This window comes from Xenorhabdus budapestensis, assembly GCF_002632465.1.
GTDB classification, from domain to species: Bacteria; Pseudomonadota; Gammaproteobacteria; order Enterobacterales; family Enterobacteriaceae; genus Xenorhabdus; species Xenorhabdus budapestensis.
The window spans coordinates 112997-138634 of sequence record NZ_NIBS01000006.1; the positions used below are offsets into that span (position 1 = coordinate 112997).

General features: G+C 41.2%; 22 protein-coding genes and 2 pseudogenes. 14 read left to right on the plus strand and 10 right to left on the minus strand.

Features of this window, described 5'->3' with window-relative positions; all coding sequences use genetic code 11:
- The first annotated feature begins 12 nt into the window (after window positions 1–12).
- Window positions 13–831, plus strand: coding sequence for a hypothetical protein (locus tag Xbud_RS08100; protein ID WP_099135591.1), 819 nt, complete (start codon window positions 13–15; stop codon window positions 829–831).
- Window positions 832–886: 55 nt separating this feature from the next.
- Here the strand turns inward: Xbud_RS08100 and Xbud_RS08105 are convergent.
- Window positions 887–1069, minus strand: a pseudogene (locus tag Xbud_RS08105) (EamA family transporter); the annotation flags it as partial.
- A gap of 85 nt (window positions 1070–1154) precedes the next feature.
- Between Xbud_RS08105 and Xbud_RS08110 the strand changes: the two are divergent.
- The 4 genes and pseudogenes from Xbud_RS08110 to nhaR all read left to right on the plus strand — a co-directional run bounded on the left by Xbud_RS08110 (window position 1155) and on the right by nhaR (window position 4980).
- Entirely contained in the window at window positions 1155–1556 is a 402-nt protein-coding gene (locus tag Xbud_RS08110; RefSeq protein WP_211283503.1) for a hypothetical protein, read from the plus strand.
- Window positions 1557–1632: 76 nt separating this feature from the next.
- Window positions 1633–2274, plus strand: a pseudogene (locus Xbud_RS08115) (LysE family translocator).
- Between the two features lie 391 nt (window positions 2275–2665).
- Window positions 2666–3859 (plus strand): Na+/H+ antiporter NhaA, encoded by a 1194-nt coding sequence (gene nhaA, locus Xbud_RS08125; protein ID WP_099135593.1) that lies wholly within the window; start codon window positions 2666–2668, stop codon window positions 3857–3859.
- 200 nt (window positions 3860–4059) lie between these two features.
- Window positions 4060–4980, plus strand: coding sequence for a transcriptional activator NhaR (gene nhaR / locus Xbud_RS08130; RefSeq protein WP_099135594.1), 921 nt, complete (start codon window positions 4060–4062; stop codon window positions 4978–4980).
- A 115-nt stretch (window positions 4981–5095) separates the two neighbouring features.
- Here nhaR and rpsT read toward each other — a convergent pair whose 3' ends face one another.
- Entirely contained in the window at window positions 5096–5356 is a 261-nt protein-coding gene (gene rpsT / locus Xbud_RS08135; RefSeq protein ID WP_038269713.1) for a 30S ribosomal protein S20, read from the minus strand.
- 348 nt (window positions 5357–5704) lie between these two features.
- Here rpsT and ribF point away from each other — a divergent pair, with 348 nt between their 5' ends.
- The 5 genes from ribF to ispH all read left to right on the plus strand — a co-directional run bounded on the left by ribF (window position 5705) and on the right by ispH (window position 11588).
- Window positions 5705–6649, plus strand: coding sequence for a bifunctional riboflavin kinase/FAD synthetase (ribF, locus tag Xbud_RS08140; protein ID WP_099135595.1), 945 nt, complete (start codon window positions 5705–5707; stop codon window positions 6647–6649).
- Window positions 6650–6695: 46 nt separating this feature from the next.
- Entirely contained in the window at window positions 6696–9518 is a 2823-nt protein-coding gene (gene ileS, locus Xbud_RS08145; RefSeq protein ID WP_099135596.1) for an isoleucine--tRNA ligase, read from the plus strand.
- The gene (gene lspA / locus Xbud_RS08150) at window positions 9518–10057 is read left to right on the plus strand and encodes a signal peptidase II (protein ID WP_099135597.1); all 540 of its coding nucleotides are present in this window, start codon (window positions 9518–9520) and stop codon (window positions 10055–10057) included. Before ileS ends, lspA begins: the two co-directional genes overlap by 1 nt.
- A gap of 126 nt (window positions 10058–10183) precedes the next feature.
- Window positions 10184–10654 carry an FKBP-type peptidyl-prolyl cis-trans isomerase gene (gene fkpB / locus Xbud_RS08155; protein WP_099135598.1) on the plus strand — a complete coding sequence of 157 codons (471 nt, stop codon included), beginning with the start codon at window positions 10184–10186 and terminating at the stop codon, window positions 10652–10654.
- Window positions 10635–11588: a 4-hydroxy-3-methylbut-2-enyl diphosphate reductase gene (ispH, locus tag Xbud_RS08160; protein WP_099135599.1), complete on the plus strand. Its 954-nt coding sequence runs from the start codon at window positions 10635–10637 to the stop codon at window positions 11586–11588. The genes fkpB and ispH overlap by 20 nt, the downstream gene beginning before the upstream one ends.
- 122 nt (window positions 11589–11710) lie before the next feature.
- On the opposite strand, the gene Xbud_RS08165 is transcribed toward ispH, so the two are convergent.
- The 4 genes from Xbud_RS08165 to Xbud_RS08180 all read right to left on the minus strand — a co-directional run bounded on the left by Xbud_RS08165 (window position 11711) and on the right by Xbud_RS08180 (window position 14603).
- Complete coding sequence (locus Xbud_RS08165) at window positions 11711–12379, minus strand: GNAT family N-acetyltransferase (protein WP_099135600.1); 669 nt, start codon at window positions 12377–12379, stop codon at window positions 11711–11713.
- A 107-nt stretch (window positions 12380–12486) separates the two neighbouring features.
- Window positions 12487–13092, minus strand: coding sequence for a GNAT family N-acetyltransferase (locus tag Xbud_RS08170; RefSeq protein ID WP_099135601.1), 606 nt, complete (start codon window positions 13090–13092; stop codon window positions 12487–12489).
- A gap of 149 nt (window positions 13093–13241) precedes the next feature.
- Window positions 13242–13880 carry a LysE family translocator gene (locus Xbud_RS08175; RefSeq protein WP_099135602.1) on the minus strand — a complete coding sequence of 213 codons (639 nt, stop codon included), beginning with the start codon at window positions 13878–13880 and terminating at the stop codon, window positions 13242–13244.
- A 66-nt stretch (window positions 13881–13946) separates the two neighbouring features.
- Complete coding sequence (locus Xbud_RS08180) at window positions 13947–14603, minus strand: alanyl-tRNA editing protein (RefSeq protein ID WP_099135603.1); 657 nt, start codon at window positions 14601–14603, stop codon at window positions 13947–13949.
- A 92-nt stretch (window positions 14604–14695) separates the two neighbouring features.
- On the opposite strand from Xbud_RS08180, the gene Xbud_RS08185 reads away from it, so the two are divergent.
- Window positions 14696–15682 carry a LysR family transcriptional regulator gene (locus Xbud_RS08185; protein ID WP_099135604.1) on the plus strand — a complete coding sequence of 329 codons (987 nt, stop codon included), beginning with the start codon at window positions 14696–14698 and terminating at the stop codon, window positions 15680–15682.
- A gap of 180 nt (window positions 15683–15862) precedes the next feature.
- Here Xbud_RS08185 and Xbud_RS08190 read toward each other — a convergent pair whose 3' ends face one another.
- From Xbud_RS08190 to Xbud_RS08205, 4 genes are all read right to left on the minus strand, one after another.
- On the minus strand, window positions 15863–17020 hold the full coding sequence (locus Xbud_RS08190; protein ID WP_209027963.1) for a hypothetical protein: 1158 nt from the start codon (window positions 17018–17020) through the stop codon (window positions 15863–15865).
- A 177-nt stretch (window positions 17021–17197) separates the two neighbouring features.
- On the minus strand, window positions 17198–17509 hold the full coding sequence (locus Xbud_RS08195) for an AzlD domain-containing protein (RefSeq protein ID WP_038264588.1): 312 nt from the start codon (window positions 17507–17509) through the stop codon (window positions 17198–17200).
- Window positions 17506–18216 carry an AzlC family ABC transporter permease gene (locus Xbud_RS08200; RefSeq protein WP_211283504.1) on the minus strand — a complete coding sequence of 237 codons (711 nt, stop codon included), beginning with the start codon at window positions 18214–18216 and terminating at the stop codon, window positions 17506–17508. The genes Xbud_RS08195 and Xbud_RS08200 overlap by 4 nt, the downstream gene beginning before the upstream one ends.
- A 156-nt stretch (window positions 18217–18372) precedes the next feature.
- A complete protein-coding gene (locus tag Xbud_RS08205) occupies window positions 18373–19215 on the minus strand; it encodes an AraC family transcriptional regulator (RefSeq protein WP_099135606.1) in 843 nt (280 codons plus the stop codon).
- 615 nt (window positions 19216–19830) lie between these two features.
- Here Xbud_RS08205 and dapB point away from each other — a divergent pair.
- The 3 genes from dapB (at window position 19831) to carB (ending at window position 25493) form a co-directional block, all read left to right on the plus strand.
- Window positions 19831–20652, plus strand: a complete 822-nt coding sequence (gene dapB, locus Xbud_RS08210; RefSeq protein ID WP_099135607.1) for a 4-hydroxy-tetrahydrodipicolinate reductase — start codon at window positions 19831–19833, stop codon at window positions 20650–20652.
- 438 nt (window positions 20653–21090) lie between these two features.
- On the plus strand, window positions 21091–22251 hold the full coding sequence (gene carA, locus Xbud_RS08215; RefSeq protein ID WP_099135608.1) for a glutamine-hydrolyzing carbamoyl-phosphate synthase small subunit: 1161 nt from the start codon (window positions 21091–21093) through the stop codon (window positions 22249–22251).
- 17 nt (window positions 22252–22268) lie between these two features.
- Window positions 22269–25493: a carbamoyl-phosphate synthase large subunit gene (gene carB / locus Xbud_RS08220; protein ID WP_099135609.1), complete on the plus strand. Its 3225-nt coding sequence runs from the start codon at window positions 22269–22271 to the stop codon at window positions 25491–25493.
- The last annotated feature ends 145 nt before the right edge of the window (window positions 25494–25638 follow it).

The window sequence follows — 25638 nt, forward strand, 5'->3', positions numbered from 1 at the left end:
GAGGATATTAAAATGATTTCGTATATATTAAAACAAGCAATTACACATTCCCACCATATTTTCCGGGGTAAAACTACAAATATCTCTTATTTTAATGTTGAACTTCAATCAGGAGATCGGCCAGAAAGATATTCTAGAAAAAGTTGCTTTTCTAGAGAGCAAAAACTCATAGGATTAAAAAATAAATTACACCTTTTGCGGACCGCAGATAAAAAATACGAATGTATAATGAAAGAAAAAGAATGTGATAATTCATTGGTTGGCAATTGCAATGAATTAGCTAACACTGTATTTATATATTTAGCAAGAGAAAGGGTGAGTGATATATATAATTTATATAAAAATTCTTTTACTGCAAATACATCAGGAGAAATACAATCTATTTATATTGAGATTCTTTATCCGTCGCCTTTATCAAGGTATGATCACTGTTTTGTCATGCTCTATTATCCTCTACATACCTATAACATAGAATCTCAATATAAAGAAACAAATCCACTGTACAAAGTGTACAATAAGATCCCAGATGGGGCGTGGATATGCGATCCATGGGCAAATATAGTTTGTTTATCTGAAAATTATGATGCTAATTGGCAAAGAAAAATGCTTGACTGGGCAATCGATGGCAAGTATTTGTCTTTAGGGCAAGCACCTACTCCCTCAATATATAAATCAAAATTTCCGTTACAGGGAGATCCGGGTAATCCTTTATATGAAAATACATTTTATATGATGAGTAATAGTCCAAAAACAGTGTCAGATCAGGCTATTATAAGACCTGATGGTACGGTTGTAATCAGTAATTCAAAATTTGAATATGCCACCCAATGAAGTTACCTGAAACGAATTGGAGTCTCCAAGTTTCTATTTATTACTTGGAGCTCCATCACCCTAATTTAGTACTAACAATCCCAATAAGAATCACAACACAAGCCAACAATCGCATCTTACTAAACGGCTCCCGTAAGATGAAAACCGATAACAATATCGCAAATAGTATGCTGGTTTCACGCAATGCAGCAACCAGCACGATGGGAATATGGCTCATTGCCCAAATAGCAATACCATAGAAAAAATAATAAGCAGGCGTATGGTCACCATTTCCACGAGAATATAACTACGAACGTTGGCAAGATAAAGAAAATCGTATTGAAGTGGTATTTGAATATGGGTTCCATCGGTATGGTAATGGCGATCTTCCGACACATTATTTTACGTTACCGGCCAATCATTTCGATCCTTCGCAAAGTGCCTATATTCATCCCGTATTTCATGTTTTCCGCGAAGGGGTAGAAGTGGATTCTTTCCATATGCAGGAAAGTCTGATTAGCCGTTGGAATATTGATGATTATGTGGATGAAGAAACTAACGTTGACCAATACAAAAATGTGGCTTTTAACGCCTGTGCCAGCGCTCAGGGCCTTGAAGAACGAAGAAGCATATTACCGGTACTTGATGAATTTGTGGAGAAATGTTATCCGCTGATGAGTGAAGAGGAGGTTGCCGAAGCATTACGTATGCAACCAACTCTGGCATTGCTTGCCAAGAGGTCATGATTGCATTATACCGGATATGTTTAACAGGAATAACAACATTCATGTCACTGCACTAAAACGCGAGGGTTACCTTATTATGCTCACAAATTTTCCTGTACTTAATGGTCTGTTAGGGCTCTTGCTAACCAGTGCAGTGCTGATAGCTGTTCCTGGCCCAAGTATTATGTTTATTGTCGGGCAGGCTGTGTCTGTCGGTCGAACTAATGCATTACGAGGTGTGATTGGTAATGCAATAGGAACCTATTTTGTTGCTGTGATTGTTGCTTTCGGGATTGGCTCTTTACTCATTCAATCCAGTATGGCTTTGATGGTTATTCGGTTACTGGGCTCCGCCGCCCTACTCGCTATCGGTTTTCAATATCTGTTTTTTTCCAAGCCGTTATAAACTGGGGAAAATATCAGTGCCAATAAACATAGGCAAACACTGATACTTGGGATCATTGTAGGAGCAACAAATCCAAGAGCATTGATTATGTTCGGTACGATAGTTCCGAGTTTTTTAACAACAGGCACAGACAGCCCTATTTCATCCCTGTTCAGTTTTTCACTGATACCGATTGTTTTAGGTTTAATAATCGACACGGCTTGGGTTGCGGCTGCACATACGGTGAGTTCCCGTCCGTCTTTTACTGAAAAAAGAATGAAGCTGGTTAATCTTGTGGGAGGCGGGCTCATAATCTTAATCGCTATTGTATTAGCTGTAGAAGCTTTACGTTAATAGGCTTGTATCTGGGCAGACTAAAAGATTGTGCAAAAATCAATATAGTTACTCTCCGTTTTGATCTTTTGATGCAGTCTGCCGAAATGAAACCATTAAAGACACTTCCATAAACTCTTCAAGTCAATCAACACTGATTTCAATCCATTCATCCTTGAAAAATTTTTAATTTCACATTGAAAGTATTCGCATATATCGATACATATAACATAAATAATCGATTTTTTCCGAAGTCATGAATAGCATAGTATTCATAACTGCATTTACTCATTACTGCATTATTTATGACCATATTATTTATAACAACAACATTTACTACTGTAGATTTTATAAACATCGTGTTTACAAACATAGTATCTACAACCTAATTCATCTTATAGGTTACTAATCTATGACTACAATTATTCGCCAATTTTTGAAATTAGAGGCAGCAGGAGGGATCCTTCTCATTGTTGCTGCCATTATTGCGCTGGTAATGGCAAATACGCCATTTCAGAGTATTTATCACCAATTTCTTAACCTGCCAGTTGCGGTTCAATTTGCTGCTCTGGAAATCAATAAACCATTCCTGCTATGGATAAATGATGGATTAATGGCCATCTTTTTCCTGATTGTTGGCCTGGAAGTTAAGCGGGAATTGATGGAAGGCTCTTTAGCTAGCCGTGATAAGGCCATTTTCCCAGCCATTGCCGCCGTTGGTGGTATGCTCGCCCCTGCTTTGGTTTATTTACTCTTTAATGGCAATGATGAAATCACCCGTCAGGGCTGGGCTATTCCTGCTGCCACCGATATTGCATTTGCGCTTGGAGTTATGGCTCTGCTAGGAAAACGTGTTCCTACAGCATTAAAAGTGTTTTTGCTCGCTTTGGCGATTATTGATGACTTGGGCGTTATCATCATTATTGCCTTATTCTATACTAAAAGTATTTCTATGGTTGCACTGGGATTAGCCGCTGCCATGACAGGGCTTCTAGCTTGGATGAACTGGCGGGGAATCGCTAAAACATCGGCTTATCTGGCTGTAGGCGTAATTTTATGGGTATGTATCCTCAAATCCGGCGTTCATGCCACACTGGCAGGAGTTATTGTCGGATCCTTGATCCCTCTGCGTTATAAAAAAGGCCATTCTCCTTCCGAAGCACTTGAGCATGGCTTACATCCATGGGTAGCTTATTTAATTCTGCCACTCTTTGCTTTTGCCAATGCCGGAGTTTCATTGCAGGGAGTTACGCTGAGCGGCCTGACAGGGCTGTTACCCATGGGGGTTGTACTTGGCCTGTTTATTGGCAAGCCACTGGGTATTTTCTTATTTAGCTGGCTCTCAGTAAAACTGGGGATTGCCAAATTACCGACAGGAATTGGTTTGCCGCAAATTTTTGCCGTATCTGTACTTTGTGGAATTGGTTTTACTATGTCTATCTTTATTTCCGGTCTGGCATTTGAAGGTCTGAGTGACACATTCAGTACCTACTCGCGTCTGGGGATATTGATTGGTTCAACTATGGCAGCCATCATTGGTTATGGGCTACTGAATGCGCTCTTACCAAAGAAAATTGGTCAAAGAAAAAAACATAGCCAAATGTAGTCGAATGGACTAATTTAGGCGCATAATCAGAAACAATTCCAAATTAATTCATCCTTTTAATATTCGCGGCATAACATCTTATCTGCTGTGCCGTGAATATTCATATTAGAGAAAGACAGGAGAGCACCATAATCTGGCGGCCTGAAATATAAGGTCATGGCTGTTATGCAGATGTAAGGTGATACATAAAGGATAAATATATGCGGGTTTCACATTTAAACTTTAACCACCTTTATTATTTTTGGCACGTGTGTAAAGAGGGTTCTGTTGTTGGGGCTGCTGAAGCGCTATACCTGACACCCCAGACTATTACCGGCCAGATTAAAGCTCTGGAAGAACGCCTTGGTGGAAAGCTGTTTAAGCGTCAGGGAAGAGGATTAGTTCCATCAGAACTGGGGCAACTTATTTTTCGCTATGCTGATAAAATGTTTATGCTCAGTCAGGAAATGCTGGATATTGTCACCTATAGCAGAGAGTCAAATCTATTGTTTGATGTAGGTGTTGCTGATGCCTTGTCTAAACGTTTAGTCAGCAAAGTCTTGGAAACCACAATTGTGGAACAGGAGAAAATCCACCTGCGTTGTTTTGAATCAACTCATGAAATGCTGCTTGAGCAACTCAGCCAGCATAAACTGGATATGATCCTGTCAGATTGCCCGGTTGACTCCACCCAGCAGGAAGGTTTGTTTTCCGTCAAATTAGGGGAATGTAGCATTAGTTTTTACTGCCGTGCCCCAATCCCGGAAAAACCATTCCCTGAATGTCTGGAAGAACGCCGTTTGTTAATCCCTGGCCGCCGTTCAATGCTGGGCAGGAAACTACTGACATGGATACGTAATAAAAATCTGCAAGTTGAGGTATTAGGCGAATTCGACGATGCAGCACTGATGAAAGCATTTGGCATGTATCATAATGCTATCTTTATTGCGCCTTCGTTTTATGCTAATGATACTTTTGCTGACAGTGATATTACTGAGATAGGCAGACTGGATTCAGTGCAGGAAGAGTATTACGTCATCTTTGCTGAAAGAATGATCCAACATCCGGCAGTTCAGCGCGTGTGTAATAAAGATTTTTCAGACTTATTCAACGTTCCGTTAAAAAACAGATCGGAAAAATAACGCTGAATCCGTATCAACAGATATACCCTATGGATTTTATGCTGCAACTTTAAAGACAACGGGTATACAAAAAAACCGGCAAAAGCCGGTTTTTCAACATAATTAAAACAAAGAATTACATTGCTTTAATTTGCGCTGCCAGAGCAGATTTATGACGTGCTGCTTTATTTTTGTGGATCAAACCCTTGCAGGCGTGACGATCAACAATTGGTTGCATATCATTGAATGCTTTCTGTGCAGCTTCTTTATCACCAGTAGCGATAGCCGCGTATACTTTCTTAATAAAAGTACGCACCATAGAACGACGGCTTGCATTGTGCTGACGGCGTTTCTCAGACTGTACGGCGCGTTTCTTAGCTGATTTGATATTAGCCAAGGTCCAACTCCCAAATATATTCTATCGAGGACAATTCAAAGGCCGAGGAATATGCCTGTTCAGCCTTCTTTTGTCAATGGATTTGTGCAAATAAGCGTCGTTGTATGGCGACGCTGGTTACGTTGTGATGGGGTAGGATTTTATCAGCTTACTGAGAGGTAATACAGTCTTTCACAATAAAAAACTCAATGAATCACTGATAAATGCGATAAATTAAATATTTTTCGGGCATCTAACCTATTTTTATTGTATGAATCAGGTTATTAATTAAAACCCTTTGTGATCGTGGGTTAACCTTGTGCGTTGTACAAGGTATAATCCGGCAATTTTCACGGTATTGAGCCAGCTATGGAGCTAATTCGCGGTATACACAATATCCGGGCGCGTCACCATGGTTGCGTGCTGACGATTGGTAATTTTGATGGTGTCCACCGAGGGCATCAGGCTTTATTGAAACATTTGAAGCAAGAAGGGCGGTGGCTCGGATTACCGACAATGGTTATGATTTTCGAACCACAACCACTGGAAGTTTTTGTCGCAGATAAAGCGCCAGCCCGCCTGACACGGCTACGAGATAAAATAAAATATTTATCTCAGTATGACGTTGATTATTTGTTGTGTGTGAAATTTGACAAACACTTTGCAGCCAATTCCCCAGAAGCCTTTGTTTCTCGGTTGCTCGTTGAAAAACTGGGTGTTAAGTTTCTGGCTGTAGGTGATGATTTCCGTTTCGGTAAAAACCGCTTCGGTGATTTTCACTATTTACAACAGGCAGGTAAACAATACGGTTTTGATGTTGCCAGTACAGACAGCTTTTGTGACAGTGGATTGCGGATCAGCAGTACCGCTATTCGTCAATCGTTGCAAAATGATGATCTAACATTGGCCGAAATATTATTGGGGCATCCTTACAGCATAAGTGGCAGAGTTGTTCATGGTAACCGCCTGGGGCGCACGATTGGCTTTCCTACAGCGAACTTACCTTTAAAACGTCTGGTTGCCCCTGTAAAAGGCGTTTATGCTGTTGAAGTTTATGGATTAGACGATAACCCTTTACCGGGTGTAGCTAACATCGGAAATCGCCCCACCGTTGCTGGTCAGGGCCTGCAGCTTGAAGTGCATTTGATTGATACCCAAATGGATCTGTATGGGCGTCATATCAATGTGGTATTACGCAAAAAATTGCGTGATGAGCAGCGGTTTGCTTCGCTTGATGCGCTTAAACAGCAAATCGCAAATGATGTGGTTGCTGCGAGGGAATACTTTTTGCAGCGATCCGAGTCATATATCTGATACCCATATAAAGGGTATAGCGGAAAATTGGAACTGAGAATCGAGAATGAGTGACTATAAAGACACCCTGAATTTACCGGAAACAGGGTTCCCTATGCGCGGGGATTTAGCCAAGCGCGAACCAGATATGTTGAAACGTTGGTATAAAGAAGGTTTGTATCAGGCTATCAGAAAAGCAAAATCAGGTAAAAAAACCTTCATTTTGCATGATGGCCCTCCGTATGCAAACGGCGATATTCATATTGGTCACTCAGTCAACAAAATTCTCAAAGACATTGTTGTTAAATCCAAAGGGTTATCAGGCTACGATTCGCCTTATATTCCAGGTTGGGACTGCCACGGTTTGCCAATTGAGCTCAAGGTTGAGCAGCTTATTGGTAAGCCGGGTGAAAAATTTTCCGCCGCTGAGTTCCGTGCTGAGTGCCGCAAATATGCAATGAGCCAGGTCGAAACACAAAAAGCGGGTTTCAAACGTCTGGGTGTTCTGGGTGACTGGGATAAACCTTACCTGACGATGGACTTCAAAACGGAAGCAGACATCATTCGCGCACTGGGTCGTATCATCAGCAACGGCCATTTGTTGAAAGGTGTTAAACCTGTTCACTGGTGTACTGATTGTGGGTCTTCTCTTGCCGAGGCGGAAGTTGAGTATTACGACAAAACCTCCCCTTCCATTGACGTCTGTTTCACAGCGGTTGATACAGATGCAGTGTATGCCAAGTTTGCCAAATCTGGTATGGAGCCACAGGGTCTGCCGGTTTCTCTGGTGATCTGGACAACCACACCGTGGACATTACCAGCAAACCGAGCGATCTCATTGGGTGCAGAAATCACTTACCAATTGGTCAAAGTTAATAATAAATGTCTGATTCTGGCAGCTGAATTGGTTGAATCTGTTATGCAGCGTGCAGGCATCACTGCATGGGAAGTCATCGGTGACTGCAAAGGTGCAGATCTGGAACTGATGCGTTTCAACCATCCATTCATGGGCTTTGATACTCCTGCCATTCTGGGCGATCACGTTACACTTGATGCGGGTACTGGTGCAGTACATACTGCGGGTGGTCATGGCCCGGACGACTACTCTATCAGCCTAAAATATGGCCTTGAAATCGCGAACCCAGTTGGGCCGAATGGCTGTTACATCTCCGGCACCTATCCTTCTCTGGATGGCCTGTTTGTTTTCAAAGCGAACGATGTCATCGTTGAGTTACTGAAAGAGAAAGGCGCGTTACTGAGTCTGTCAAAAATTCAGCACAGCTATCCTTGCTGCTGGCGTCACAAAAATCCAATCATCTTCCGTGCAACACCACAATGGTTTATCAGCATGGATCAGAACGGCCTGCGTGAACAATCACTGAAAGAGATCAAAGGCGTTGAGTGGATCCCGGGTTGGGGACAAGCGCGCATCGAATCCATGGTAGAAAACCGTCCGGACTGGTGTATTTCCCGCCAGCGCACATGGGGCGTACCAATGTCTCTGTTTCTGCACAAAGAGACACAAGAACTGCATCCTCGCACACCAGAACTCATTGAAGAGATCGCCAAGCGTGTTGAAATAGATGGCATTCAGGCATGGTGGGATCTTGACGCATCAGAACTGCTGGGTGATGAAGCAGCAGATTACATCAAGACACAGGATACACTGGATGTCTGGTTTGATTCAGGAAGCACCCACGCCTCTGTTGTCGATGTTCGCCCAGAATTCAATGGTCATTCCGCAAACATTTATCTGGAAGGCTCTGACCAGCACCGGGGCTGGTTTATGTCCTCACTGATGCTGTCAACAGCGATCAAAGGTAAAGCACCTTACCGTCAGGTTCTGACTCACGGTTTCACCGTTGATGAACAAGGACGTAAAATGTCCAAATCCATCGGTAACACCATTAGCCCGCAAGATGTGATGAACAAACTGGGGGCAGATATCCTACGTCTTTGGGTGGCATCAACAGATTACTCCGGCGAAATTGCAGTTTCTGATGAAATCCTGAAACGCTCGGCTGATGCTTACCGCCGTATCCGTAATACTGCTCGTTTCCTGCTGGCAAACCTGAACGGTTTCGATCCTGAACAGCACATGGTAAAAGCGGAAGACATGGTAACGCTGGATCGCTGGGCGGTAGGTCGTGCACAGGCAGCACAGGCTGATATCCTCAAGCACTACGACGAATACGACTTCCACTCCGTTGTTCAGCGCTTGATGCAGTTCTGCTCCGTAGAAATGGGTTCATTCTATCTGGACATCATTAAAGATCGTCAGTACACCGCAAAACGCGACAGTATTGCCCGCCGTAGCTGCCAGAGCGCCTTATTCCATATTGCAGAAGCACTGGTTCGCTGGATGGCGCCAATCCTTTCCTTCACTGCTGATGAAGTGTGGAAGGAATTACCCGGCAAGCGTGCACAGTTCGTCTTGACCGAAGAGTGGTACGATGGTCTGTTCGGTCTGGCAGATAGTGAAAATATGAACGATACTTTCTGGGCTGAATTGCTGCAAGTTCGCAGTGAAGTGAACAAAGTACTGGAACAAGCTCGTGCCGATAAACATATCCGTAGTTCGCTGGAAGCGGCTGTCACACTTTATGCTGATGAAGTACTGACAGAAAAACTCAACAAACTGTCTGATGAGTTACGTTTTGTATTACTAACTTCACAAACCGAAGTTGCTGCTTTCTCATCTGCGTGTGATGATGCACAACAGAGCGAACTTAAGGGGCTGAAAATTGCCTTCCGTAAAGCAGATGGTGAAAAATGCCCACGTTGCTGGCACTATGCTAAAGACTTGGGATTGGTAGCGGAACATGCAGAACTCTGTGGCCGCTGTGTGACTAACGTTGCCGGTAACGGTGAAGAGCGTAAATTTGCCTGATGAAGAAACCCATTTGTTCCACTGGCCTTCGCTGGCTTTGGTTAGTTGCTGTGGTATTGATTTTGGATCTGGGCAGTAAACAGTTAGTATTGCAAAACTTCAGACTGTACGAATCCATACCATTAATACCATACTTCAATCTGACTTATGCCCAGAATCTTGGGGCTGCGTTTAGTTTTCTGGCTGACAAAGGTGGCTGGCAGCGTTGGTTTTTTGCCTTGATTGCGATTGTCATCTCTATCACACTACTGGTAATGATGTATCGCTCCAGTGCCAAACAGAAACTAAGCAACATTGCTTATGCTTTAGTGATTGGTGGAGCATTGGGAAATCTGTTTGATCGGCTGGTACATGGCTTTGTTGTCGATTTTATCGATTTTTATGTCGGAGCATGGCACTGGCCTACCTTTAATATTGCAGACACTGCCATTTGCATCGGGGCAGCACTCATTATCATCGAGAGCTTTATCAGTCCAGATGATAAAAAAACTGCACCAAAACAAACAGAATCTAAACAGCAATCATCGAAAAAACAATAAGAAACCAGCCCCGGTCAATATAACCGGGGCTGATAGTTTCCCCCACTTGCAATTGTTTATTACTAACGCGTTTTTTATTAAATCGTTTTTTACTAAATCGTTTTTTTACTAAAAGGTTTGAGCAACATGTCAATGCAGGTGCAAGCGCACAGTGCAGTTTTGTTACACTTCACATTAAAATTGGATGATGGTTCAACAGCAGACTCGACTTATAGTCAGGGCAAGCCCGCATTATTCCGCTTAAGTGATGGCAGCCTCTCTGAGCCACTGGAACAACAACTGATTGGTTTGAAAGCTGGCGATAAACACCAATTCACGCTGGCGGGAGAAACTGTTTTCGGCAAATATAATCCTGATCTAGTGCAATACTTCACACCACGTGATTTTTCCAATTCGGATATTCCCGAAGTAGGCACTATCATGCTATTTACTGCTATGAATGGTAGCGAAATGCCGGGATTTATCAAAGAAGTTGCAAAAGGTTCCATCACTGTTGATTTTAACCATCCACTGGCTGACCAAAACGTCATTTTTGAGATTGAAGTGTTGGAAATAGACCCTCAGTTGGAGGAAAACCATGCAAATATTGCTGGCTAACCCTCGTGGTTTTTGTGCTGGTGTTGATCGCGCTATTAGCATTGTAGAGCGCGCATTAGAATTATATGGTGCACCGATTTACGTTCGTCATGAAGTAGTACACAACCGCTATGTGGTTGATGATCTCAGAAATCGGGGTGCGATCTTCATTGAAGAAATTTCAGAAGTCCCTGATGGTGCAATTCTGATTTTCTCCGCACATGGCGTTTCTCAGGCCATCCGTAACGAAGCTCGTTCCCGTAATTTAACCATGCTGTTTGATGCTACCTGCCCACTGGTAACAAAAGTCCATATGGAAGTCGCCCGTGCAAGTCGTAAAGGCAATGAAGCGATTTTGATCGGGCATGCTGGTCATCCGGAAGTTGAAGGCACGATGGGGCAGTACAATAACCCTGAAGGCGGTATGTATCTGGTGGAATCACCGGAAGATGTGTGGAAATTGCAGGTTAAAGACGAAAATAACCTCCGCTTTATGACACAAACCACGCTTTCTGTGGATGATACCTCAGAAGTGATTGATGCACTTAATGCCCGGTTCCCGAATATTATCGGCCCACGTAAAGATGATATCTGTTATGCCACCACCAATCGTCAGGAAGCAGTTCGTGATTTGGCAGCGGATGCCGATATTGTCTTAGTCGTTGGCTCCAAAAACTCATCAAACTCAAACCGTCTGGCTGAACTGGCACAACGTATGGGCAAATCTGCTTATTTGATTGATTCTGCCGATGATATCAAAGAGGAATGGGTTGATGGTGTGAGTTCTATTGGCCTGACAGCGGGTGCATCCGCACCGGATATTTTAGTGCAACAAGTTATTGGACGTTTGAAAACGCTTGGCGCAGAAACGGTTAATGAACTACATGGTCGCGAAGAAAACATTGTGTTCGAAGTACCAAAAGAGCTACGAGTTGAAGTGAAAGAAGTTCACTGACTTAGGAGTAACTATTTCAGGGTTGCTTCAACTTAAATTCGGCTTTTCTGTTGGAAGATGTAATTAATTTATTCGGCATCTTTCTAACAAAAAGCCGAATATGAGTGTATTGCCCCAAAAATTTAACAACATTCATAACGGCTTGTTATCTTATTCCATTTCCATTTATCATTTCTTGCCGCGGGATGTAATTCCATGCCCCCATTTATGTTCATAAACCCCATATTTATATATGCTTGCCTCGCCTCATCATATGGAGAAAGTTTTAACTTTCCTTCCATCCCTAATTGTTGTGATTTATTTACTGCATATTCAATGAGTAAAACACCACAACCTCGAATACCGCAATGAGTGGCCAAAAAAGAAACTTCAGATAACTCATTTTCATGATTATCTTGCACTAATAATTGTAAGGCACCGACAGGAATACCTCTGAAATAAGCAACAGCAAAAAACTTTTTTGAACCGTCAGTTTTATCTCTCATAGATTGAAGCTTTGCATTAGTCGAGAGACAATTAAGTATACTAAACGCCTGATTATACCTCATTTTCCACCTTTCTTGTTCCTTATCAAGCTTAAGAAAATCAAAATAAAACCAATCCTCAGCCATAGTTTCTGTTAGCATCTTTTCCGTTGCGTAGAATGCTTCTTCTGGGCTAACTTCCTTTATTGTGATAAATGTTTTCATATTAACCAATGTTGTGTACATATCCGAACAGGATTTAGACCGGGTTAAAGGACCAAATCCTACAGAACGGTTGTTAATATTAAAAGATTTTGATCTGAACATTACATTAATTCCCCTCATTATATTTTGGAAGATGTAAATAATTCACCTGACTTTTCTCTAACAAAAATCCAAATATATTACAATATATTAGGTGTCCAGACTGATATTTAGTAGAATCTATAACGACCCGTTGCCTCATTCCATTTCCATTTATCATTTCTATCAGCAGGATATAATTCCAGGTGTTCCCCAGCCCCGGTAAATCCCATTGCCATATATGCCGCTCTCGCTCCCTCATATGGAGAAAGTTGTAACTTTCCTCCCATTCCTAATTGTTGTGATTTATTCACTGCATATTCAATGAGTAAAGCACCACAACCTCGGATGCCACAATGAGTTGCCAAAAAAACGACTTTAGGTAACCCATCAGTAATTAATAATTGTAAAACTCCGACAGGAACACCTCTGAAATAAGCAACAAAAAACAACACTCTTTTATCAGTTTCTTCTAATTTAAGGCGAATACCAATATCAATATAGAAAAATTTAAATATTCCCAATGCTTGGTTATATCTAGAATTCCATTTTATTTCCTCCTCATCAAGCTGACCAGAAGAATTAGGGCACAACCACTCATTATTCATAGTTTCTTTCTTTATTTTTTCCGTTGCGTGAAATACTTCTGATAGACTAGCCTCCTTGATAACTATAGAACATCTGATATCAACTGATCTTGGCCATATTCCTGAAAAAGATTTTGATCTGAATATCATATTACCCTCCTTATGATATAAAAGAATTGGGATAATTAAATAATTTTATAGTTTTCAATGCTGACTGATATAAAAACTCATCTATATCAAAAATAAAAAACCTTTGAATTAAGTAATAATACACCGTTACTGTACTGAGTCAATTTCTGTTACACAGAAATAAATAAAAGACGAACAGCAAAACCAATCAAAACCACGCCTACTGCACGTTCGAACCAATGCCCTAATCGGACAAACTGTAAGCGAACGGTAGGGCTGGAAAAAAGACAACTAACCAGAATAAACCACGCTGCATTTACTATACACATCCACACACCATAAAAAATCTGGACAGATAACGGCGTAGTTGCACTCACAATCGTTGTGAAGACAGCCAGAAAAAATAGAGTTGCTTTGGGATTGGTAGCATTTGTCATAAAACCAGTAGAAAAAGCCCGTCGCAGGTTTCGTTGTTGTGGTAATGCCTCATTCGGGAGGATAAAATCCGTTTTTTCCGGCTTACTCCTAATAAATTGAACCCCCAGGTAACAAATATATATACCACCAATCATTTTTGCTATTGTCATCAGCCAAGGTGTTGAATGTATTAAAGCTCCGATACCAATCAATGTATAAATAACATGGACTGATATTCCCGCACCAATACCAATAGCGGTACAAATTCCCATCCAACGACCAAAGCGTATGCTCTGTCGTAATGTTACTGCAAAATCTGGCCCCGGTGCGACAACAGCCAGAAAATGAATAAGTGCAAGTCCCCAAAACTCATGCAAGTAGTCAGAAAGCATATTTACTCCGAAAAGCGTTTATATTTATAGTAGTATCACGGGTTGAATCTATTATGACGCAATACATTACGTTAACATGACTATGTCATATTGCACTGATAACTTGCCTTTCTTTTCCTTAATGGCTTGTATCTGAATTTTGTGAATATGCTTTAATGATGTCACATGTGTTCCACCACAAGGGTAAGGGGGAAGTTCACCAAAACTGACTTGCCGAAATCCATCATCACGCAGAGTAATCTGGCAAAACAGATTTTCAGCGATAAGTTGATCGCAACTTTCTTGAAGTGCTTCAACAAAAACAGCTTGGGCATGCATTCCGGGTTTAAAAATAACCCGACTTTCTCCGGGCCAATGGTGTGCACTGACAGGATACCAACCCAAGCCTTCAACAATATGACCAATAAGATGACCTGCTGAATGTAACTGTGAGTGTAATTGACGATAATTTTCGTCAACGCGCGCAAAAGCTACTCCCGCATTGATAGGATGTTTTGTGTAATGAATGATGTCATCATTCTCAAATGCGACGTGAACAACTTCCACATCATTCAACCAGCCAACATCACTGGGTTGCCCTCCTCCCTGAGGATGAAATGGTGTTACGTTTAATCGGATTGCATAACGTTCATCATTAAAGGAAGAGCTGCCACAAAAAGAGCAATCTAAAACTTCAACTTCCCCACTCAGGATAGAATTGGATAAATAAAGACGTTCAGTCATACTCGATATTCTTCATATAAACAAATTTCCCTGATTGTATTAAATAAATACAATTGCGATAATCCATCCTAAACTCAAATAACTTTTGACCTATAAGCATAAATAGCATGATAAATTTAATGCGGGAAATGGCTATTTTCGCCAAAGTGGTTGAAACCGGTAGTTTCTCTGAAACTGCACGTCAGCTTGCTGCAACACCTTCTGCTATTAGTCGTTCTGTAGCCAGACTGGAAAAAGCGCTCGGAACCCGCCTATTGCAAAGAACAACACGCAAACTTCGTTTAAGTGAAAGCGGACAAACCGTTTATGAACATTGTCTGGACATGATGAATTCTGCTCAGGCAATCATGTCTGTATCAGGAAACTTTAACCGTGAACCGCAGGGAATAGTCCGGGTCAGTGTCCCTAAAGCGGTCGGCCGTTTTGTTGTTCATCCCCATATACCTGCTTTTCTTGCCCGCTATCCTAAAGTCAATGTGAATTTACGACTTGATGATCGTTATGTAGATTTGATAGATGAAGAGGTTGATCTTGCAATACGGATCACAGATCAACCTCCTCCGGGCCTGATGGGAAGACGGTTATTGAATATTTGGCATATGTTATGTGCAACACCTGAATACCTTGCAGAACATGGCACACCACAACATCCGCATGATCTAAAAAATCACAGTTGCATCTATCTTGGGGAAGAACCCGGAGACTCGCGTTGGAAATTCAACCAGGGAAGTAAAATTATTACCGTCAATATTCATGGTCGTTACGCTGCCAATCATACGGGAGTTCGGCTTGATGCAGTGTTGAGACATATCGGAATTGGCAGCTTACCTTATTTTACCGCTAAACATGCTTTACAACAGGGACGACTGGTTCAGGTTCTGCCTGATTGGAACTTTAAAGCCAACTATACTGGCGAATTATGGATACTTTATCCACCGACACGGCATTTACCGCCAAAACTTAGTGTATTTATAGAATTTCTGGCCGAACGACTCCGTCAGGAAAATATCTCAGATAATAAAAGAACAGAGAAGATTTATGATACTACTCATTACGAATTGCCTGAGATAGGAGAATAAGTTTGTTAATGTAAAAGAGGTGAATTAATTATTTTAATTCACCTCATTCCTGTAACATTCAAGGGGTTTATAATAATGAATAAGTTAATTGCCATTGATAACAAATCAATAGTTCCATGTTAAACTATGAATTGTAATTCCCTATAAAAATATCGTTTCATATTATTTTCAGTAATATTTTTAATTAAGTCTATATTTTAGATTATTAACATTGATAGATTCGGCATTACTGAGTATAGTTAACACATGATCCAAGCAATTATAAAATCCCCAAAATTCGGTATAATCATAATTACCCTCTTTAGCTAATTTTTCTGCATTAATTTCTCTCAATCTTGTATAATCATACCATTCTTTAACATTACTTACCCGATGATGCCAATCGTGACAAATCAGTGATCCCTGCACTACCAACATTCGAACAGGTAAATGGTAGAACAAGTGTTTAAAAGCCCATATAATCCATTGTAGAGAATATTTCAGAGAAAAACTTTCAGGACAAGGTGAGCCACAAAAGCGTCCTAAAGAGTTTTTGATATGGCTATGAAGAATAGTCTCATTTTCACGACGTAATAACCACACATGCTCAGTCATTAATTGTAATAACGATGCTATCTGGTACACAATTACATAAGGGATAATGATGGAAAATACAAAATTCATCATTCCCATCCACCAAGCAAAGTAGCCAAAAAATAAAAAATAAACAATGGTCATGATAAATCGATAAACAGGAACACCTATTAAATTTGATTTAATTCGACCATAGAGGTATGAAAGATGAAAATAAGGGCTAAATAGGGTTAAAAACAAGTTAATATAGAGCTGTTTCTTTGTTTTTCCGGGTGTAAACCCTAATTTGTATACTGCTGATAAGTCTTTATCTTCTGTTGTTGAAAAATCCTTTCCATGATGCTCATAGATATGAAACTGACGGTATGAATCGTAAGGTTGAGTAATGAATATTGTGGATAAAATTTCACATATAACTCTATTACGTGATTTTGTTGAGAGTAAATTTCCATGTACCCCTTGATGAATAATAGTAGCAACAATATACCTGGCTCCGGAAGTGGAAAATAGTACGCCGACTAAATAGGTAATAAACTTGATAATTGATGACATATTACTATTTAGTGACAAATAGATAAGTAGCGTACCAACCACAACCCAACTAATCGACCAACATATCATTTCAATTGAGTTGGATTTCCATAATGCTTTCCTGCCGGGAATATCCTTTCCTGTTAGCCAACTCCATACACCTTGAAAAGGTAATATCCTATATGTATTTCGAATAGCGGTAGATTCCTTATAAAGATCAATTCCTGTTTTCATAATTCCTCCTATTGATTAACAGAGTAATTTTAATATAATTATTTTTATTACAGAGAGTGAAATATCAAAACATAAATTTTAACTATTACAATCTATAAATAAATTCGCAATAAATGTGCAAAGTTATCTATATCTGTCTATTAGTTAACATTATATAAAAAGAATCCCGCTTTGTATCTATAAAATAGCAGATAACACATAAAAAGCAGCCAGACTGATAACAACACATACTACAATATTTCTGATAAAAAAAGCAAAAACGGTAGTTAATAATGCCCCCCATAAATAAGGATTATTAGAAACTTCTCTTAACTCTCCATGCTCCATTAAAATAATTGGCCCACATATTGCAATCAATAAACAAGGTGCAGAATATTTCAATGATTCATTTATTATTTTAGGAAGCTTTACCGGGACTTTAGGTTCCAGAAAAACATATCTATTAAATAATACAATGCCAGCCAAAATAAAAAGCAAGGCCCAACTCATATTGACTCCTTATTTAACCTGGCTATAAAGACAGAAAAGAACATACCACTAACACCAGCAATGATAATAGCACCTTCAACGCGAAGGTAAGATAGTATCATTGATAAAAACAATGAAAAAATCACGCCAAAGAACACACTGAGTTTTTTAATCATTGGTACAACAATAGTAATGAAGGTAGCAACAATTGAGAAATCCAGATGATACTTATCTAAATCTGGAATAGAAGAAGCCATTAATATTCCCAGGAGACTGAAAAGATTCCAGCATACATAAAAACATAATCCAGCACCAATCAAATAGCCCGGAGTTAAAATCTGTTTATCTCTCTGAGCACAACTTAAAGCAAACAATTCATCTGTTAGTAAGAAACCGATTGGTAGTCGATAACGAACTTTTAATAAAGAAACATATTCACGTAAAGTTAAGCCATAGAGAAAATGCTGAGCTGTGATAAAAAACACTGAAATAATAATAGTAAAGATACTGGCACCCGATGCTAATAAACCAAGTGTCACTAATTGTGCAGCGCCAGCGAATAAGATTGCAGACATCCCTATACTTTGCCCCAGAGTTAACCCTGATTGAACGGCGACGGAGCCAGCAAGTATTCCCCAGGGGATAACCGAAAGGCAGAGCGGTAACATGTTATATATTCCAGACCAAAACCCTTGCCAGGAGGATGTTTTTGGTTGCAATTCAGTCATTGTTTTTTCCATAAACAGATCTACGTCAATACAAGAAAAGAGCCATTGATGGGTAGCTTACGTGCGGGTAATACAAGTGTATTGAATAAAATTGTGGTGAAATAATTTCTTGCTAATCTGTATTAGAAGCCTTCCCAATAAGGCAATAGAGCATTTTTAAGCTGTTTGTAGAGAACGAACAAACATTCCGGGAGTGATCCCTAATGCATTTTTAAAATGGCGGTTAAAATGGCTTTGGTCGGCAAAACCACAGCGAATAGCAACATTTAGTATAGAATGTCCATCCAATAACAATTTTCGTGCCATACGTAAGCGGGCAAAAATTAAATATACATGAGGAGTTACTCCGAAAATTTCCTTAAATTGCCGCAAAAAATGCCATGGACTTAGCTGTACCATTTCTGCTAACCGATTGAGAGAAACATCAGTTTCTGCATGTGCATCAATATATTCTTTAGCCAATAAGATCTGCTTTTCAGCAGAAGGAAGTTTCTGTGCAGTAATGCGTGTTTTGCCGTAATTCATCATTAACCAAGAGAGCGAAGAAAGCAGCATAGTTTCTTTGAATAAAGTATTACTTTTTTGTGACAATAAATTAAACATCAGACGTAATTGTTCAGATAACCCAGGATCATGAACCACAGCAGAAGGAAACCACGGTATACTGCCATCTGCATATTTTAAGTCGCGTGAAAGTGAACGTAATAAATCAGGTGAAGGATAAATAGCTTGGTATGACCAACCTGTTGCAACAGCAGCAGATCCGGTATGAATTTCATCTGAATTGACTAAAATAATATCACCTTTAGGCGCAATATGTTCCGCACCAGTACGATAGAAGCGCTGAGCCCCCTCCTCTATTACTCCTATACAAAAGGTCTCGTGCACATGACGAGAAAATACTTGCTTACGGTAACTGGCTTTGAGCATCTCCAGGCCATTAAATTCTTCCAGACGAAAGAACTGAATTTTCTCTTTTACATTTTCTTGTTGCCACATAAAATAGTTACCCAAGTTTCTGATGAAAATTGATCTTTTTATGGTATTGAACTCTTTTATCTTTAAGTTATATATCCCATAGATTTCAGACTACAACTTGAAAGACAACGGGTATATCACTATTTTCCTATTTGCTTGTTTAATTATCTATGTTCTGTTTCCAATCTGAAGAAAATTAAGATCTCACCTATAGGGTATAAAGAATATGGACATTTTCAAGTATCACTGACCACTCATTGTTCCTATGCCAATAAATCTTTTTTGTAAAAAACAAATCAGGTCGGATTTAGCGAGCCTTTTTCTTTTTTGTATAAAATTGCTATAGCAATGTTACTAAGGTAACCAGAATATTTATTTTTTATCAAAAATAATTTGAATAAATATATTTAATAACAGTTATAATTAATGTTGTATTAATTTACTTTCTATATGTTATTCCCATATACCCTATCATGTTATATCTATGATTTAGATTTTGTTATAACTGTTCTCCTGATCGCTGTTTTCCTAATGATCTCCCTTTGAGTCTGGTGCAACCAACCATTGACAGTTAAGCTGTAGACAATTTGCTTTATCACCTCAATTAAAACCAATACCAACTATAGTGAGGGCCTTATGGCTGACACAGATATTCGCATTGCTATCGTAGGGGCCAGTGGCCGCATGGGACGCAATCTTATTCAGGCCATTCAGCAGTTGGATGGCGTTACACTTGGTGCAGCATTAGAACACCCAGACTCTTCATTAGTGGGAGCAGATGCCGGTGAATTGGCCAGTATTGGTCATAACGGTATTACGATCCGTGATGATCTCCAGGCTGTCATTGAAGACTTTGATGTTCTGATCGATTTCACCCGACCAAAAGGAACGCTGACATATCTGCCAATTTGCCGCCAATACCGTAAAGCCATGGTGATTGGTACAACTGGATTTGATGATGCAGGTAAGCAAGCAATCAAAGATGCTGCAAATGAAATTCCTATTGTTTTTGCAGCAAATTTCAGTGTCGGTGTTAATCTTGTCCTTAAGCTGTTGGAAAAAGCAGCAACAGTGATGGGAGAGTACACGGATATTGAAATCATTGAAGCCCACCATCGCCATAAAGTGGACGCGCCATCAGGAACAGCACTGGCAATGGGAGAATCTATTGCACATACGCTGGGTCGTGACCTGAAAACTTGTGCTGTATATGCCCGGGAAGGCCACACAGGTGAGCGGAACCCCAAAAGTATTGGTTTTGCTACGGTAAGAGCTGGCGATATTGTTGGAGAGCATACCGCTATTTTTGCCGATATTGGTGAACGAGTAGAAATCAGCCATAAGGCTTCAAGCCGTATGACTTTTGCAAATGGCGCTGTTAAGGCATCTGTCTGGATAACCAATAAAAACAGTGGACTTTATGACATGAAAGATGTCCTTAATCTAGATAAATTATGATATTTATAATCAAATAACTAATTGTAATTACGCAATTATTATTTATTAATTGCGTAATTTTGATCAAATAAACAAAAAAATATAAATATTACTGTTTTTACCCTTACTTTCTACATTAAACTCACTTTTTTACTACCTTTTATCCCATAGATACGAAAAATCACACTGTTTTTTCTGTTTTAAAATTTAATTTCACATTAATCGTGAATATGCTCGCACTTTTCTTATGTTTTTCAGGTAAATTTCGAAGATATAGCAGTGAGTGTCGCAAAAAAAACAATAAAAAGGGCATTTTTTGTAGACAAGCCCCCCCCTCATCATTAGAATGCGCGCAATTTGCCAAAATTTTGACAAACATCATAATTGGCATTGATTTAAAGCATTAATTCTGAATTAATATGCATTGAGTGCGATTTGTTATTCATTCTGGAGGGCGTTTTGATTAAGTCAGCTATATTGGTTCTGGAAGATGGAACCCAATTTCACGGTCGCGCCATAGGTGCTGAGGGTGTGGCTGTTGGAGAAGTGGTCTTCAATACCTCAATGACCGGATATCAAGAAATACTTACCGACCCTTCCTATTCCCGTCAAATTGTTACTCTCACCTATCCCCATATTGGTAATGTCGGCATCAATGCCGCTGATGAAGAATCTCCCGCTATTCAAGCCCAAGGCTTAATAATCCGTGACTTACCTCTGATAACCAGCAACTATCGCAGTGAAGACAATCTGTCTAACTACTTAAAACGTCATGACATTGTTGCCATTGCTGATATTGATACTCGTAAACTGACTCGCTTGTTACGGGAAAAAGGCGCACAGAACGGTTGTATCATTGCAGGTGATGAGGTAAATGCTCAAATTGCCCTTGAAAAAGCGAAAGCATTTCCTGGCTTGAAAGGTATGGATTTGGCGCAAGAAGTGACTACCACACAATCTTATCAGTGGTTACAGGGAAGCTGGACACTGGCAGATGGATTACCAAAAGCTCGTAAAGAGCAAGAACTGCCATACCATATTGTTGCTTATGATTTTGGCGTTAAGCGTAATATTCTGCGTATGCTGGTAGATCGTGGCTGCCGCGTTACTGTCGTGCCAGCAAAAACCTCAGCAGACGAAGTACTGAAAATGGCACCGGATGGCATTTTCCTGTCCAACGGTCCCGGCGATCCAGAGCCTTGTGATTATGCTATCGAAGCAATCAAAACTTTCCTGAACACCGAGATCCCTGTATTTGGTATTTGCCTGGGCCATCAGTTATTGGCATTGGCGAGTGGTGCAAAAACCGTAAAAATGAAGTTTGGTCACCACGGCGGCAACCACCCTGTTAAGGATTTGGATCGTAATGTCGTCATGATCACCGCACAAAACCACGGATTCGCCGTTGATGAAAACTCATTACCTGCAAATCTGCGTGTGACTCATAAATCACTCTTTGATGGTACTCTGCAAGGTATCCACCGTACTGACAAACCTGCATTTAGTTTTCAAGGGCACCCTGAAGCCAGTCCTGGTCCACATGAAGCCGCTTCTCTGTTCGACCACTTTATTGAATTGATTGAACTGTATCGCCAGCAAAACACTCAGAACACCAAATAATCAGGAGAAGAGGAAAAATGGCAAAACGTACTGATATTAAAAGTATCCTGATCTTGGGTGCAGGTCCGATTGTTATCGGTCAGGCATGTGAATTTGACTACTCAGGAGCACAGGCTTGTAAGGCTCTGAGGGAAGAAGGCTATCGGGTCATACTGGTGAACTCCAACCCAGCCACTATCATGACCGATCCAGAAATGGCAGATGCGACTTACATTGAGCCAATTCATTGGGAAGTTGTACGCAAAATTATTGAAAAAGAGCGCCCGGACGCAATTTTGCCAACCATGGGTGGGCAAACAGCACTGAACTGTGCACTGGAGCTGGAACGTCGGGGTGTACTGCAAGAATTCGGTGTAACTATGATTGGTGCCACCGCAGATGCAATTGATAAAGCAGAAGATCGTCAGCGTTTTGATAAGGCGATGAAAAAAATCGGCTTGGATACTGCTCGTTCTGGGATTGCCCATTCGATGGAAGAAGCGCTGGCTGTAACTGAAGACGTTGGCTTCCCTTGTATCATTCGCCCTTCTTTCACCATGGGCGGAACAGGTGGTGGTATCGCTTATAACCGCGAAGAATTTGAAGAGATCTGTGAACGCGGTTTGGATCTCTCTCCGACCAATGAATTGCTGATCGATGAATCTCTGATTGGTTGGAAAGAGTATGAAATGGAAGTAGTGCGTGACAAAAACGACAACTGCATCATCGTCTGCTCCATTGAAAATTTCGATCCAATGGGGATCCATACTGGTGACTCCATTACTGTGGCTCCCGCCCAAACATTGACTGATAAAGAGTATCAAATCATGCGTAATGCCTCGATGGCAGTACTGCGTGAAATTGGTGTAGAGACCGGTGGTTCAAACGTACAGTTTGCTGTTAACCCAAAAAATGGCCGCCTGATTGTCATTGAGATGAACCCGCGTGTATCCCGTTCATCTGCTCTGGCCTCCAAAGCGACAGGCTTCCCTATCGCAAAAATTGCAGCAAAACTGGCAGTTGGTTATACCCTTGATGAACTGATGAACGATATCACGGGTGGGCGTACTCCAGCCTCTTTCGAACCATCAATCGACTATGTAGTTACTAAGATCCCTCGCTTTAACTTCGAAAAATTTGTCGGCAGCAATGATCGCCTGACAACTCAGATGAAATCTGTCGGTGAAGTAATGGCAATTGGCCGTACTTTCCAGGAATCTCTGCAAAAAGCTTTGCGTGGTCTGGAAGTCGGAGCAATCGGCTTCGATCCGAAAGTCAATCTGGATGACCCGCAATCTCTGACCAAAATCCGCAGCGAACTGAAAGATGCGGGCGCTGAGCGTATCTGGTATGTTGCAGATGCTTTCCGTGCAGGCCTATCCGTTGATGGCATCTTTAACCTGACCAACATTGACCGCTGGTTCCTGGTACAGATCGAAGAACTGGTACGTCTGGAAGAACAAGTAGCAGAACAGGGCATCAACGGTCTGACTTCCGGCTTCCTGCGTCAGCTCAAGCGTAAAGGTTTTGCGGATGCACGTCTGGCAAAACTGGTCGGCGTATCCGATAAAGAGATCCGCAAACTGCGCCATGATTACAACCTGCATCCGGTTTACAAACGGGTAGATACCTGTGCCTCTGAGTTTGCAACTGATACTGCATACATGTACTCCACTTATGAAGACGAGTGCGAAGCTAATCCGAATAGCGACAAACCGAAAATCATGGTATTGGGTGGTGGTCCGAATCGTATCGGCCAGGGTATTGAATTCGATTATTGCTGTGTACATGCTGCACTGGCACTACGTGAAGATGGTTATGAAACCATCATGGTTAACTGTAACCCAGAAACGGTTTCAACAGATTACGACACTTCCGACCGCCTTTACTTTGAACCGGTAACACTGGAAGACGTACTGGAAATCGTACGCGTTGAACAACCAAAAGGTGTGATCGTCCAGTATGGTGGTCAGACTCCGCTGAAACTGGCCCGTGAACTGGAAGCGGCAGGTGTACCAATTATCGGCACCAGCCCGGATGCTATTGACCGTGCAGAAGACCGTCAGCGTTTCCAGCAGGCTGTAAATCGTCTTGGTCTGAAACAACCTGCCAATGCCACTGTCACCACTATTGAACAGGCAATAAAGAAAGGGAACAACATTGGTTACCCGCTGGTGGTTCGTCCTTCCTATGTATTAGGTGGTCGTGCCATGGAAATCGTGTACGATGAATCAGACCTGCGCCGTTACTTCCAAACCGCTGTGAGTGTTTCCAACGATGCTCCGGTTCTGTTGGATCGATTCCTTGATGATGCTGTTGAAGTCGATGTTGATGCTATCTGTGACGGGGAACGTGTCCTGATCGGTGGCATCATGGAACATATCGAACAAGCGGGTGTTCACTCTGGTGACTCAGCCTGCTCCTTACCCGCATATACATTAAGCAAGGAGATTCAAGATGTTATGCGTCAACAAGTTGAAAAACTGGCTTTTGAATTGCGTGTCCGTGGTTTGATGAATGTCCAGTTCGCGGTGAAAAATAACGAAGTGTACCTGATCGAAGTGAACCCACGTGCGGCACGTACTGTTCCATTCGTTTCCAAAGCGACAGGTCTGCCACTGGCGAAAGTTGCAGCACGTGTGATGGCCGGGCAATCCTTGCAGTCACAGGGGGTGACTAAAGAAATCATTCCTCCTTACTACTCCGTGAAAGAAGTAGTATTGCCATTCAACAAATTCCCGGGAGTTGACCCGATTCTGGGGCCAGAAATGCGCTCTACAGGTGAAGTGATGGGTGTTGGTCGCACTTTTGCGGAAGCCTTCTCCAAAGCGATGCTAGGCAGTAACTCCACTATGCGTAAAAAAGGCCGGGCATTACTGTCAGTACGTGAAGAGGATAAAGAGCGTATTGTTGATTTAGCAGCCAAATTGCTCAAGCATGGCTTTGAACTGGACGCGACTCACGGTACAGCCATTGTACTGGGTGAAGCCGGAATCAACCCACGTCTGGTGAACAAAGTTCATGAAGGCCGTCCACATATTCAAGACAGAATCAAAAACGGTGAGTATGACTATATCGTCAATACCGCCGCTGGTCGTCAGGCAATTGAAGATTCAAAACTGCTTCGTCGCAGCGCACTACAATATAAAGTGCACTATGACACCACCCTGAATGGCGGTTTTGCAACCACTATGGCTCTCAGTGCTGATCCGACTGAGCAGGTAATTTCTGTACAGGAAATGCACGCAAAAATTACTGGGTAATTTAATCGTGTAAAAACAGCTCCCCCAAAGTTGGTTCTCCAATAAGTAAGGGAGCTATTTTTTATCTGGTGAAAATGTTGAATCCAGGAATTGTACTTATCTTAAAGCCGAATATTCACTACCTACATTACATCAGTTAAAACAC

Bases quoted from the DNA above. Each gene is read 5' to 3' on its own strand.
- fkpB (WP_099135598.1), top strand. From the start codon at position 10,184: ATGTCAATGCAGGTGCAAGCGCACAGTGCAGTTTTGTTACACTTCACA.
- nhaA (WP_099135593.1), top strand. From the start codon at position 2,666: ATGACTACAATTATTCGCCAATTTTTGAAATTAGAGGCAGCAGGAGGG.
- Xbud_RS08180 (WP_099135603.1), bottom strand. From the start codon at position 14,603: ATGACTGAACGTCTTTATTTATCCAATTCTATCCTGAGTGGGGAAGTT.
- Xbud_RS08190 (WP_209027963.1), bottom strand. From the start codon at position 17,020: ATGAAAACAGGAATTGATCTTTATAAGGAATCTACCGCTATTCGAAAT.
- carB (WP_099135609.1), top strand. From the start codon at position 22,269: ATGGCAAAACGTACTGATATTAAAAGTATCCTGATCTTGGGTGCAGGT.
- Xbud_RS08170 (WP_099135601.1), bottom strand. From the start codon at position 13,092: ATGATATTCAGATCAAAATCTTTTTCAGGAATATGGCCAAGATCAGTT.
- Xbud_RS08205 (WP_099135606.1), bottom strand. From the start codon at position 19,215: ATGTGGCAACAAGAAAATGTAAAAGAGAAAATTCAGTTCTTTCGTCTG.
- Xbud_RS08200 (WP_211283504.1), bottom strand. From the start codon at position 18,216: ATGACTGAATTGCAACCAAAAACATCCTCCTGGCAAGGGTTTTGGTCT.
- Xbud_RS08100 (WP_099135591.1), top strand. From the start codon at position 13: ATGATTTCGTATATATTAAAACAAGCAATTACACATTCCCACCATATT.
- nhaR (WP_099135594.1), top strand. From the start codon at position 4,060: ATGCGGGTTTCACATTTAAACTTTAACCACCTTTATTATTTTTGGCAC.
- ileS (WP_099135596.1), top strand. From the start codon at position 6,696: ATGAGTGACTATAAAGACACCCTGAATTTACCGGAAACAGGGTTCCCT.
- lspA (WP_099135597.1), top strand. From the start codon at position 9,518: ATGAAGAAACCCATTTGTTCCACTGGCCTTCGCTGGCTTTGGTTAGTT.
- dapB (WP_099135607.1), top strand. From the start codon at position 19,831: ATGGCTGACACAGATATTCGCATTGCTATCGTAGGGGCCAGTGGCCGC.
- Xbud_RS08175 (WP_099135602.1), bottom strand. From the start codon at position 13,880: ATGCTTTCTGACTACTTGCATGAGTTTTGGGGACTTGCACTTATTCAT.
- ispH (WP_099135599.1), top strand. From the start codon at position 10,635: ATGCAAATATTGCTGGCTAACCCTCGTGGTTTTTGTGCTGGTGTTGAT.
- Xbud_RS08195 (WP_038264588.1), bottom strand. From the start codon at position 17,509: ATGAGTTGGGCCTTGCTTTTTATTTTGGCTGGCATTGTATTATTTAAT.
- Xbud_RS08165 (WP_099135600.1), bottom strand. From the start codon at position 12,379: ATGTTCAGATCAAAATCTTTTAATATTAACAACCGTTCTGTAGGATTT.
- ribF (WP_099135595.1), top strand. From the start codon at position 5,705: ATGGAGCTAATTCGCGGTATACACAATATCCGGGCGCGTCACCATGGT.